Origin of the sequence: Paenibacillus sp. FSL M8-0228, from assembly GCF_038007385.1 — a bacterium.
GTDB lineage: Bacteria > Bacillota > Bacilli > Paenibacillales > Paenibacillaceae > Paenibacillus > Paenibacillus polymyxa_D.
The window spans coordinates 2,782,079-2,796,568 of sequence record NZ_JBBOXA010000001.1 but is presented as its reverse complement, the minus strand read 5'-3'; the positions used below and the strand labels follow the sequence as shown (position 1 = coordinate 2,796,568).

The following is a 14,490-nucleotide window of genomic DNA, read 5'->3' as shown; positions in this document are numbered from 1 at the left end:
TTGCAACCATTCGATATAGTCACTATACGGCTTGACAGGTTCGAGCTCTGGCTGCTTGTTCTCCAGCAAGGCAAAATATGCACCAAATACTTCGTCCGTCATCAGGGACAGGCACCAGCCGTCCATTACGATATGATGGAAGCTCCATACAAAACGGTATGAGCGATCATCCGTGCGGAAGACAGCTACACGCATGAGCGCATCCTTGCTTAAATCAAAGCCTCGAGCTTTGTCCTGGGCCACAAATTCAGCTACAGCCTGTTCACACCCTCTGACATCCTCATAAAAGAAGCTCGGATTTTTATGACGATAGACAATCTGCAACGGTTGACCATGCCAGCCACTATAGAAATTCGTCCGTAATATCGCATGTCGACTAACCAGCAGCTTCAAGCTTTCCTCGAATATAGATGGCGCAAAGTTGCCCTCCAGATCAAAGGTCGCCTGCTCAAAATACACGCCTGTTTCTGCATTCATCAAACTGTGGAACAGCATACCCTTTTGCATGGGGGTTAACGGATATACATTTTCCAATTCCCCAACCGTCTGGGTCTGCTCCTTAATCGTATCTAATTGCTCCATTGTCAGGCCTTTAAACAGCACATCACTTGGAGTCAATTCGGTCCGCTCCCGTGTCACACAGTGCTCGATAATCTCAAGCAGATTGGATTTCAACAGATTAGCCAGCATTTGGACGGTGTCCTTACGGAAGGCTTTGCTGTTATACCGAATGTCCAGTTCCAGGATGCCGTTCGTTACGATCCCGCTCACATCGAGCGCATATTTCATCTTCGTCCGGTCACTAACGACCGATCCCATCGAGTAAGGAGACATACGAATATCGCTGTTTTGCAAGTCCTGATCCAGCTGTCCGAGATAGTTAAAGCTCACTTGTGGCTCGGCAAAAGCTTGATGTTGACCAAGATGCAGTGCATCTGCTTGCTGAGCCATGGCTTGGCCGGATTCACTCAAATATCTCCAGATTCCGTAGCCCATTCCTTGATTCGGAATATGACGCAGACTTTCTTTTACCTGTTTGATGCATCCCGACAAAGCCTGATCACGACCGATGTCTAGCCATACCGGATATGGTCTCGTAAACCAGCCTACCGTACGAGAAATGTCCGTATCCGGCAAAATGTTCTCACGTCCGTGTCCCTCTAAATGAATCAGACTGCGTTCATGACCCGTCCACGTATACAGCATCATGCCCAAAGCCGTCAGCAACAGATCGTTCACTTCCGTGTTGTACGCGCGGTGTGCTTGCTTCAACAGCCGTTCAGTCTCTTCTTCCGTAAGCTGGAAGGCCACTGAATCCGTGTCAGCTAGGGTAAATGGCTCAGCCTGCGCTTGATCCTCAGGCAAACGTACTTGGTCAGCCAAAGCGGCAGCGTTCCATTGCTCCCAGTAGGCGTGTTCACTGTCCATGTCTGTGCTATTCGCATAGGAGGAAAGTTGCCTAGCCCAGGAACGGAAGGAATCCGTTTTGTCCGGCAGCTGAAGCACTTCTTCATGGATGGCCTGTTCATAGGCAGTAGTCAAATCCTCAAACAAAATACGCCAGGATACCCCGTCCACCACCAAATGGTGAATCACCATCAGCAAATGATCGCCATCTACACAGTGGAACAAACCTGCTTTCAACAGCGGCCCTTCTTGCAGTTGGATACTGCTTTGAATTTCGGTAGCTTTCGCCTCCATTGCCACGCTGAGCATGGCTTCATCCGTTATATCCCTAAAGTCCAGCACGTCCAGCTGATACAGCTCGCCTTCCTGTATTCCACGGTTCCATGCTTTATAGCCTTGCTCGGTCTTGCTGAACACCATTCGCAAAGCATCATGATGCTTTGTCAGCTTGCCAAGCGCCTGACGCAGAGCCGACTCGTCAAACCCCTGCTCCCGGTGCAGCATAACCGCCTGATTAAAGTGATGCACGTCTACTTGCTCCTGCGCAAAGAACTCGTGCTGGATCGGAAGCAACGCCGTTTCTCCGCTTACTTCTCCCTGATCTACCATACGACTGACCTCATGCATATGCGGTGCCAGCGTTGCGACGATGGGATAGCGGAACAAATCCTTCATGTCCAGCTTGTAGCCGGCCTGGAATGCACGCGATACGATTTGAATCGCCTTGATCGAATCGCCACCCAGTTCAAAGAAATTGTCCAACATACCGACGGTTGGCACACCCAGAACGGACTGCCAGACCACTACAAGCGCTCGTTCCGGTGCAGTGCGTGGCGCTACATAATCCGCACCGCTGTGCAGATTGCCTTCCGGTGCTGGCAGGGACTTGCGGTCGATTTTACCGTTCGGTGTCAGCGGCATCTGCTCCAACCAGATGAAATACGACGGCATCATATAGCTTGGCAGTTCTTGTCCCAGCTCATGTCTCAGCTCACCGGCTCCCAGTTCTTGACTCGCCACATAGTACGCCACGAGCTGTGTTTGACCCGTTTCGTCCCCACGAGCCATGATGACCGTTTCTTGCACCGACTCCACCTGCAACAGCTGCGATTCGATCTCGCCCAGTTCGATTCGGTAGCCCCGAATTTTCACCTGATGGTCCATCCGCCCCAAATATTCAATGTTGCCGTCTGGCATCCATCTTGCCAAATCGCCTGTACGATACATCCGCTCATGGCCTGCCTTGCCACCAGCAAACGGATTATTTACAAATTTCTCAGCCGTCAGTTCTTCACGTTTCCAATATCCACGGGCCAAGCCTTCCCCTGCAATACATAACTCGCCCGGCACGCCGACGGGCTGCAATTCCCCATTCGCATTCATGATATAGATTTGTGTATTCGCAATAGGACGTCCAATATTAATATGTTGAGCATGGGTCAGTTCCTGCACGGTCGACCACACCGTCGTTTCTGTAGGTCCGTACATGTTATAAATACGGGGACCGTTTATTTCTTGCAATGCTGCGAGCAGCTTGGATGGAAGTGCTTCGCCCCCAACCATAATTGCCTTCACGCTTTGCAGCGCGCGCGAGCCTGCTTCATGACCCAACAGCATTTGCAGCCGAGATGGTGTCATTTGCAACATCTCAATCGAATGTTGAGTAATCAACTCACCCAGCGCCTGAGGATTCACCTGATGCTGGCTGTCGCCAAGCACAACCGTCATTCCACCCAACAGGGGGAGAATGGTTTCCAATACGAAAATATCGAATGAAATGGTCGTCAGTGACAACATGGTTTGGCTCGCTTCAAAATCAATGACTTCGCGCATCCCAGTAATAAAGTTGAGGACCGAGCGATGCTGGAGCATAACTCCTTTCGGATTTCCAGTCGAACCCGACGTATAGATGACATAAGCCAAATGCTCTGGGCGGGCAATCGTCTCCAGGTTGCTACTTTCTCCCTGATACAATGCGGCATCCTCAAGAAACAGGGTATTGGCATGGCAATGGTGTTCTTCTGCCAGTTCACGACGGGTCAGAAGCACTGCGGCCTCGCTGTCTTCCAGCATGTATGCAATACGAGAGGATGGAAATTCGGGATCAATCGGCACATAAGCACCGCCTGCTTTTAGCACAGCCAGCAGACCTACGATCATTTCCACGGAGCGCTGTACCATCAGACCGACCAGCTTGTCTGGTCCTACTCCCTGGGCTTGAAGCATTCGAGCCAATGAATTCGCCCGTTCATTCAGCTCCTGATACGTCAGACGCTGATGTTCAAACACCAATGCCACCTGATCCGGCGTACACTCCACCTGCTCCTCAAACAGCTGATGGATCGTCTGATGGGACGGAAATGCACAAGCGGTGTCATTAAAGGCCGCTGTAATCTTTTGTTTTTCTGCTGCTGTGAGTAGTTCCAGCTCTTCCACCCGAACATGCGGGTTGAGCGAAATTTGCTCCAGCAAACGTGCAAAATGTCCATACAAGCGCTCAATACCTGCTTGATCAAAGCTGAGCGTGTTATACATAAAACGAATCTTGATGCCTTCTCCCGGCATCACGACGACGTTCAGATCATAGTTGGTTGCCTCTGTAGACACCACGTTCGAAATCGTAAATTTATTCTGCCCATCGCCGCCTAACTGTTCTACCTGCTGCTCCACCGGATAATTTTCAAAAATCATAATATGATTGATTAAATCCTGCTTCTGCTCGGTCAGTGCTTGAATTTCATACAGCGGGAACGCATCGTAGGCATTGGAAGCCAGCGCCTGCCGCTGTGTTCGTTTCATCAGCTCGACAAAGGTTTCACCTGGTTCAGACTGCACACGCACTGGAATTGTATTGATAAATAGCCCGATCATGTGCTCCACGCCTGGAATATCTCCCGGGCGACCGGACACAACGCTGCCGAACACGACATCCGTACTGTTGTTATATTTTTGCAACAGAACGCCCCATACGGTTTGAATCAGCGTATTGATCGTCACCTGATTTTGTTTTGCCATCCGTTCGATCTGCGCAACCAACTCTGGCTGGAATTCGCAATCCAGATCTTCAGCGACATATTCCCCGGTGTGCATCGATTTCGGCTGTGTTTTTTGCTGGGGAAGCGTAATTTGCTGCTCATAGTCCGCCAGATACCCACGCCAGTATTGCAAGGCTGCCTCACGGTCTTGACGTTCCAGCCATTCAATAAATCGACTGAACGGCGTGACAGGCTCTAGTGCTGGCTCATGACCCGCGCGCAGTGCCAGATAGCTACCAAATACCTCCTGTGTCATAAAGGACAAACACCAGCCATCCATCAAAATGTGATGGAAGCTCCAAACAAAGTGATACGTTTCATCCCCCGTTTGCAAAATGGAGACACGAATGAGTGCATCCTCTGCGAGATTGAATCCTTTCGCTTTGTCCTCGATGGCAAAAGCTTCAACACGAGCTTCTCGTTCCTCTTTTTCTAGTCCGCGCAAGTCTTCATAATATATTTGTCCGCTACGGTTGCGGAAGACGACCTGTACAGGCTCATCCTTCCATGAACTGATAAAGTTCGTCCGCAATGCCTCATGACGCTGCACGAGCAGATCAAAGCTTTTACCAAAAGCAACCACATCAAAACGACCGTTCAACTCAAAGGTGGCCTGTTCAAAATAAGCCGCCGAATTCTCATCCATCAGGCTGAAGAAGAGCATGCCCTTTTGCATCGGTGTCAAAGCATACACATTTTCTAGTTCGCCCATACCCTGTGTATCTTTCACCAATTGCTCCAGCTCATCCAGCGTTACATGGTTTAACAGGACATCACTTGGGGTCAACACCGTTCTTTCTTGAGCGACACAATGATGAATCACCTCACGCAAGCCGGATGCCAGCAGTTCTCCAAGTCGTGCAATCGTCTCATGACGGAATTGCGTTGTACCGTAGCGAATCGTGAAAATCAGTTCTCCATCCTCGATGACTCCATTGATATCCAGTGCAAAATCCATAGCCGCATTCGTGCTGACAGGCACACCGATGGAATAGGAGGAAGGCTCCAGATCATTGCCTTTATAATCCTGATCGAATTGGCCCAAATAGTTAAAACTGATCTCAGGCTGAGCCTTTAACTGCACGCCTGCTTTCTCCAGAACATTCGTATCCGACAGGTATCGTAAAATACCATAGCCGATGCCTTTCTGCGGAATATGACGCAGCCCTTCCTTGACCCGTTTGATCAGACGAGCCGTATTCCCCCCTTGTCCCAGACTTCCATCCAGTACAACCGGGAACTGGCTCGTAAACCAACCGACTGTCCGCGTAATATCCACATCCGGTACAATAGCTTCCCGTCCATGGCCCTCCAGGTTGACCAGCACCCGTTCAGAACCAGACCAGTCATATACCGCTTTTCCGAGCGCAGCCAGCAGCAGGTCATTCATTTCCGTGTTGTATGCGCGATGAGCTTGTTTGAGCAACTGCTCGGTTTCCTGCTTCGTCCAGCGGACAGTCACAACCTCACTGTCCCCAAGCAGTGCATTGTCATTCGCAAAATCCTTCGGCAAAGGCTTCGCAAGACTGGCTTCTGCTTGTTCGATATGCTGCCAGTAAGCAAGCTCCCGCTCCATCGTCGCGCTATTCGCATAGGCCGACAGCTGCTCGGCCCAAGTCTGGAACGAATCTGTTTTATGCGGTAGTCGGATAGCTGTGCCTGTTTTGCCTGCAATAGCCTGCTCATAACCGGATGCCAAATCCTCCAGCAAAATACGCCACGATACACCGTCCACAACCAAATGATGAATGACGATTAGCAAATGGTCGCCCTCAGCGCAGTGGAACAGACCAAGCTTCACAAGCGGACCCTCGCTCAAATAAATGCTCGCTTGAATTTCACTGGCCTTGGCTTCTACAGCGGTGGATTCGTCTTCAACGCCGCTAAAATCTACAATGTCCAGTGTGTATAGCTCGCCTTCCTCTACACTGCGGTTCCAAGCGGCATAGCCCTGCTCCGTCTCACGGAATACCGTGCGCAATGCGTCATGATGCTGGACAATACGGTCCATCGTACGGCGTAGCGCGTCGACGTCAAAGCGCCCAGCTCGGTACAGCATCATCGCCTGATTGCTGTGGTGCAGATCAGCAGGCTGCTGTTCGAAGAACCACCGCTGAATGGGTGTCAGCTCTACCTTGCCTACGGCTTCTTCCTGACTGGCCATCTTGCCATCTGTACGAAGCAACGGACTGAGTGCCGCTACTGTCGGATTGCTGAACAGGTCTTTCATGTCCAGTCGATAACCTGCTTGCAGCAATCGGGACGATACTTGCAGCGCTTTGATCGAATCGCCGCCCAGTTCAAAGAAGTTATCCTGCGTGCCTACCGTTTCGACACCCAGCACCCCGGCCCATACCGAAGTTAATACCTGTTCTACCATAGTACGCGGTGCCACATAGGCTGTACCCGCATGGATGCTGCCTTCCGGTTCCGGCAAAGCCTTACGGTCGATTTTGCCGTTGCTGGTCAGCGGGATCGCCTCCAGCTGCATCAAGCGTGCTGGCACCATGTGCACGGGCAGCCCGGCTTCCAGCTCGGCCTGTACTTCCTCGATCCGCAGCTCAGCTTCTCCCGTGATGTACCCGCACAAGTACTTGTGTCCACGCTCATCCGTCCGGTCGATGACTACGGCTTGACGCACACCCGGCACCCGCTGGATTGCCGTTTCAATCTCGCCCAGCTCAATCCGGTAGCCCCGGATTTTGACCTGATAGTCCATCCGGCCGATAAAGTCCACATTGCCGTCTGGCATCCACCGCGCCAGGTCACCTGTGCGGTACAATCGTTCACCGGCTACATACGGATTCGCTACGAACTTCTCGGCCGTCAGGTCCGCACGGTTTAAGTAGCCTCGTGCCACGCCAGCACCGCCAATGCACAGCTCACCCAGTACACCGATCGGCACCGGATTCAGCTGGCTGTCCACGATGTAGAAGCGTGCGTTCAGCCATGCCTGACCAATCGGCACACTGCCGCTACTTGGCAGCTTCGACAGTTCTTCGTCGTAGAAGCTGGAGTCAATCGCCGCTTCCGTGACGCCATAGCTGTTCATAATGCGAATATCTGCGCCAAACCGTTCTTGCAGCACCCGATAATCCGTCACGCTGCAGCTATCCGAGCTGGTGATCAGCAGTTCCAGACTGCTCATGTCAAGGCCCTGTTCATGCACATGCTGCATAAACGGTACGATTAAAGCCGGTGTGGATTCGAACACCGTAATCTGATAATCGTGAATCCAGCCATACAGACGGCTTGGATCAATGCGGTCGTCTTTCGGGCAGATGACCATCGTGCCACCGTTATAGAGCGCCCGTGCAATATCGCCGACGAATACGTCGAAGGAGAAACTTGCCAGTTGTAACAGGCGTACCGGGAACTGGTTCAGACGGTAATCCCGGCGGTATGCCGCAGCTGTGTTTACCAAACTGTGATGCTCGATCATGACACCCTTCGGACGTCCCGTTGTACCGGACGTGTAGATCACATATGCCAGATCCTGCGGCTCGTTGATATGTTCCACATCCGTGGCATCTCCGGTGTACAACGACTCATCGTCCAGCGCCAATACAGTACGCAGACGCAGCCCTGTTGCCGGTTCGGATGCTTCTTCGTTGTCAGAACTCGAATCTAATTTAAAACTTACGCCTTCACTCAGGCTGCCTCTTTCCATCGTTTCAGCGCCAGCCGCTATTTCCAACTCGCCCTCAGACTGCCCACCGGCCAAGACCTGTCGGCTCTCCTCCAGCCATGCTTGCGCGCGTTCCTGCAAACCTGTTTGCGTAAGCAGCACCGTAGCGCCGCTGTCCTCGAGCATAAAGCGGATACGTTCGGATGGATAATCTGCATCCAGTGGCACGTATGCACCGCCGGCCTTCCATACCGCCAGTACGCCGACCATCATGTCCACCGAGCGCTCGCTCAAAATACCAACAATGGATTCACGCCCAATGCCTTCATTCCGCAATCTACGAGCAAGTTGATTCCCACGCTCGTTCAGCTCGCGGTACGTAAGCTGCCGCTCCTCGTATATCACTGCCACATGATCCGGCACAAGCTGCGCTTGTTCTTCCACATAGGCATGGAACAACAATTCAGATTCTTTTTCGTCACTCCATGCAGATACGCCCACGGATCCAAAACCATCGATGATTTTTGCTTTTTCCGCAGCAGTCACCAGCTCTAACTCATCTACCAGCGCATCTGGTCTGTTAATCGCTTCTTCAATCATATGCAGCAAATGCTCGCGGATTTGCTCGACAGCTGCACGTTCAAACACCAGCGCGTTGAATTCCAAATGAATGTCTATTTCATCGCCTGGCACAACCGTAATGTTAAAATCATAGTTCGTTTGCTCTGACATTGAAGCATTAACAATCGTAAAACCGTTCGTGTCACGGCTCCCCATGTGCTCCATACGCTGTTCCACCGGATAGTTTTCAAACACCATAATATGGTTCACCAGGTCCTGTTTCTGCTCAGTCAGGGCCTGAATTTCATACAGCGGATAGGTTTCATAGGCACGGGAAGCCAGTGCCTGCTCCTGTATCTGCTTCATTAACGCAGCAAACGTCATATCTTTCTCACTGTGAACTCGTACAGGAACCGTATTAATGAACAAACCAATCATTTTATCGATGCCCGGAATATCCGCTGATCTGCCGGATACGACACTGCCAAATACAACATCCCGACTGTTGTTATACCGTTGCAGCACAACGCCCCACGCTGCTTGCAGAAGGGTATTGACCGTTACTTGCTTCTGCTTAACCAGCTTGTTCATCCGTTCCGTCACTTCGTGGCCCAGTGTAAACGAAAGCTTATCCCCTTCATATCCCTTGGCGTGACCGTCCAGCTGTTTTACCTGCGGTAATACGGTCTGCTGCTCAAAGCCAGCAAAATAATCACTCCAGAACCGTTCAGCCTCCACGTTGTCCTGCCGATCCAGCCATTCAATGTATTCGCTGTATGGTGTTACCGGGGCGAGCTCCGGCTTGCGGTCTTCGAGGATGGCAAAGTACGTATTAAATGCTTCCCCTACAACAAGGAACAAGCACCAACCGTCCATCAAAATATGATGGAAGCTCCACACAAAACGATACGACTCCTCGCCTGTACGTAAAATAGACACCCGCATCAGCTCGCCTGAGCTGAAATGAAAGCCTTCGGCTTTGTCGCGCTCAGCAAAATCAGCAATATATGCGTCCTGCTCACCTTGTTCCATCGAACGTACATCTTCAAAACGGAACCCGGCGTGCTTGTGACGGTACACCACCTGTAAAGGCTGCTCATTCCATCCGCTATAAAAATTCGTTCTGAATATTTGATGGCGATCCACCAGCTGATTTAGGCTTTCGGCAAAAGCCTCCACTTGAAAGCTGCCTTGCAGATCAAATGTCGCCTGCTCAAAGTACGCCCCAGATTGCGGCTCCATTAAGCCGTGGAACAGAATGCCTTTTTGCATGGGTGTGAGCGAATAAATGTTTTCCAGTTCTCCCGCATTAGCCGTCTGCTCTACAATATGATCCAGCTCTCCAGCCGTCAGTCCTTGGAAGGACAAGTCGCTTGGTGTCAGCTCCGGCAACTCTTTACCCACACAGTGAGCCAATATCTCACGTAAGCCCTCCTGCAACAGATCAGCCAGCTTTTTGATTGATTTTTTCATAAACATTTTGTTGCTGTAGCTGATCGTCAGTTCCAGTGCACCGTCCGTGATCATGCCGTTGATATCCAGAGCATACCGCTTGGTCAACGTGTCACTCATGGAAGCTCCGATGGAATAAGGAGACATGCGGAACGCATTATTCTTTAAATCCTGATCGAATTGTCCGAGATAGTTAAAGCTGATTTCTGGCTCGGCAACAAAAGCTGCTTCTCCTTCACCGCTAGCAAGATATCTCAAAATCCCGTATCCAATCCCTTTATGCGGCAAACGGCGCAGCCCTTCTTTGACGTTCTTGACACGCCGTCCTACATTCCGGTCCTCGTCCATATCAAGTACAACCGGGAATTGGCTGGTAAACCAACCGACCGTGCGCGTAATATCCATATCCGGCAAAATCGCTTCCCGTCCGTGACCCTCCAGATTTACAAGTACCTGACGGATGCCTGCCCACTCATAAATCGCAGTGCCCAGAGCTGTCAGTAAGAGGTCGTTCGCTTCCGTATTGTAGGCCCGATGAGCTTGTTTCAAGAATTGTTCCGTTTCTTCGACCGTCCACGCTACGGTCAGTGTTCGATCATCGCGAAGCTGTGGCTTGGCCTGAGATTTACGAGTGTAATCTTTTGGCAAGGATGCCTGGCTCTTCCCTACTTGCTCAATTTGCTCCCAATACGCACGCTCCTTCTCCAACGCTGCACTGCTCACATAAGCGGATAGCTGGTCTGCCCACAGACGGAAGGAATCCGTCTTATTCGGCAACCGGACAGACTCGCCCCGTAAAGCCTGCTCATAGCCGGTTGCCAAATCCTCCAGCAAAATACGCCAAGACACATCATCAACCACCAAATGGTGGATCGCCACCAGCAAATGGTCTCCATCGTTGCAACGGAACAGACCCAGCTTTACCAGCGGTCCTTCGGATAGATTCATTTTGTTTTGAATTTCAGTTGCTTTCGCCTCAATCGTCGCGCTCAGAATGGCTTCATCCGTCAAAGCCCTAAAGTCTAGCACGTCCAGATGATACAGCTCGCCTTCCTGTACTCCGCGGTTCCACGCTTGGTAGCCTTGCTCGGTCTTCCTGAATACCATCCGTAGTGCATCGTGATGCTCGGTCAACTGGATTAGCGCCTGATGCAAAGCAGCTTCGTCAAAGCCCTGCTCCCGGTGCAGCATAACCGCCTGATTAAAGTGATGCGCGTCTACATGCTCCTGTTCAAAGAACCAATGATGGATCGGAAGCAATGCCGTTTCCCCGCTCACTTCTCCCTGATCTGCCATACGACTTACCATAAACGGTGCCAATGCTGCGATGGTTGGACAGCGAAGCAGATCCTTCATATCCAGCTTGTAGCCTGCCTGGAACGCACGGGATACGATTTGAATCGCCTTGATGGAATCGCCGCCCAGATCAAAGAAATTGTCCAAAATACCTACAGTTGGCACGCCCAAGGCAGACTGCCAGATCGCCACGAGTGCCCGTTCCGGCGCGGTATGGGGCGCTTCATAATCCGCTCCGCTTTGCTGACTGCCTTCCGGTGCTGGCAGGGACTTGCGGTCGATTTTACCGTTCGGTGTCAACGGCATCTGCTCTAACTGAATGAAATACGACGGCACCATATAGCTTGGTAGCTCCCGCCCCAGCTCACTTCTCAGTTCACTGGCTTCCATTTCTTGACTGGCCACATAGAACGCCACCATTTGTTTTTGACCCGTTGTTTCGTCCGCACGGGCCACGACAGCCGCTTCTCGTACCGACTCCACCTGCAATAGCTGCGATTCGATCTCGCCCAGTTCGATCCGGTAGCCACGGATTTTAACCTGGTGATCCATACGTCCCAAATATTCAATATTGCCATCCAGTGTCCATCTCGCCAAATCGCCTGTACGGTACATCCGTTCATAGCCCTCTTTGCCTCCGGCAAACGGATTTTCCACAAATTTCTCTGCCGTCAGATCTTCGAGATTCCAATACCCACGGGCCAATCCTTCCCCCGCAATACACAACTCGCCCGGCATACCGACTGGCTGCAATTCCCAGCTCGCATTCATGATATAGATTTGGGTATTCGCGATCGGACGTCCTATATTAATTTCTTGAGCATGAGTCAGTTCCTGTACGGTCGACCAAACCGTCGTTTCTGTAGGTCCGTACATGTTATAAATACGGGGACCATTTATTTCTTGCAGTGCTGCGAGCAGCTTGAACGGAAGGGCTTCACCACCCACCATGATTTCCTTCACGCCTCGCAGCGCGTGGGAACCAGCTTCATGATCCAGCAGCATCTGTAGCCGGGATGGTGTCATTTGCAACATGTCTATAGAATGATGAGCAATCAACTCACCCAGCGCCTGAGGGTCCACCTGATGCTGATGGTCGCCAAGCACAACCGTCATTCCAGCCAACAGTGGCAAGATGGTTTCCAAGACGAAAATATCGAATGAAATGGTCGTGAGTGACAAAATGGTTTTGCCAGCTTCAAAGTCAATGATTTCATGCATCCCGGTAATAAAGTTCAGTACCGAACGATGCTGGAGCATAACTCCTTTTGGATTTCCGGTCGATCCAGAGGTATAGATGACGTAAGCCAAATGCTCTGGGCGAGCAATCGTCTCCAGGTTGTTGCTTTCTCCCTGATACAATGCTGCATCCTCAAGAAATATTGCATTGGCATTGCAATGATGCTCTTCCAACAGATCACGACTGGTCAGAAGCACTGCAGCCTTGCTGTCTTCAAGCATGTATTGAATACGAGATGACGGAAATTCAGGATCGATCGGCACATAAGCACCGCCTGCTTTTAGAACAGCCAGCAGGCCTACGATCATTTCCACGGAGCGCTGCATCATCAGGCCGACCAGCTTGTCAGGTCCTACTCCCTGTGCTTGAAGCATTCGTGCCAATGAGTTCGACCGTTCATTCAGTTCCCGATAAGTCAGACTCTGACTTCCAAACATAACCGCTGTCTGATCTGGTGTACATTCTGCCTGTTTCTCGAATAACTCATGAATCCCCACATCGTCTGGAAAGGGAACTGTGGTCGCATTAAATACATTCATAATTTGTGCCCGCTCTTTGTCACTCATCAGTGACAACTCCTGAATCCGCTGCTGTGGCCCTTTCACCATATGCTCTACCACACTCAAGAATTGACGAATAATTCGAGCGATTTCCTGCTCGCTGAACAGCTCGGTCCGATAATCCAGTTGCAATACAAGTTTATCGTCATCCAGCATATCAATCATGGCAATATCAAAGTCACTCACTGTATCTCCGCAGAAATCGGTATGCACCTGCTGAACAGCTTCATCAAAACGATAGAAGCTCAGCGTACGGTACTGAATGGTAACGCCAAACAGGCGGCCAATATCCGTGCCGCTTTGTTGTTCACGCAAATCCTGTATGATTTTGTTATACGGATAACGCTGATGCCGCAAAATGGACGACTGCTCCTTGCCAACACCCTGTAGGAAAGTAAGCAGCTCGGATTCCGGCTCAACTTGCAAACGTGTAGCCACAGTGCTGACGAACATGCCCATTGTATTTTTTTCCTTCTTCAACGTACGGTTAGCATACAATGTACCAACCGTTAAATCTTGTTCACCTGTCGTTTTATGTAAATAAATATACAGAGCAGCCAGGAAAAATGTAAAAATACTGATGTTATGCGCCTCGCAAAAAGCCGTGACACCACGATATAATTCGTGCTCCAGTGTATAGGTCTCCCGGCGTGCAGCCGTGCTTACTGTGAGCGGATTATACGATTTTAAACCTGTAACCTCCGGCAAATTGGAAAATTTCTCCGTCCAGTACATCTTATCCTTTTGATAGCGGTCCGATTGCTCATAGCTTTGCTCCGTCTGAATAAAATCGAGATATGAGTTCGCTGGGGCCGGCGCATCTGAACCTGTACCATGCACAATATTCATATAATTCCCCGTAATTTCATTAATGGCCTGCTCCATGGTAACGCCATCCGAAATAATATGATGCATCTTGAAACTAAACCAGGTGTCTTCTGCCCCCAGCTGCAAAATAGTAAACCGATACAGCTGCGAATCCAGTAAGGGGAACGGCTGTGCGTTGTGATGGCTGACCCATAGCTCAGCTTCCTCCGGGGTAACCTGAAGCGTTTCTATGCTTTGAGCAGCAAACGGTTCCACATATTGATAGGGGATGCCATCCCGAGCCGTGATTTTGATACGAAAAGAATCGTTTTGTGCAATCACCCGGTTCATTGCCTGCTGCAATGCATTTATTCGAACCGTTCCCTTGATTTTAACAGTGGTAATAATCGTGGACGTGTTGCGATTGGGATACACAAGCTCCGTGTACCAAATACGTTGCTGTGGTTGGCTTAATGCAAACAGTTGAACATTGTGCTGAGTCAT

Annotated in this window: 1 protein-coding gene (running past one end of the window); it reads right to left on the bottom strand. The window is 50.7% G+C overall.

The features are described 5' to 3' along the window. Positions 1-14,490, bottom strand: the beginning of a protein-coding gene (locus tag MKY98_RS12610; protein ID WP_341010926.1) for a non-ribosomal peptide synthase/polyketide synthase. The gene continues 27,684 nt to the left of window position 1, outside the view; the window shows 14,490 of its 42,174 coding nt (coding positions 1-14,490); the start codon lies at positions 14,488-14,490; its stop codon lies beyond the left edge, outside the window.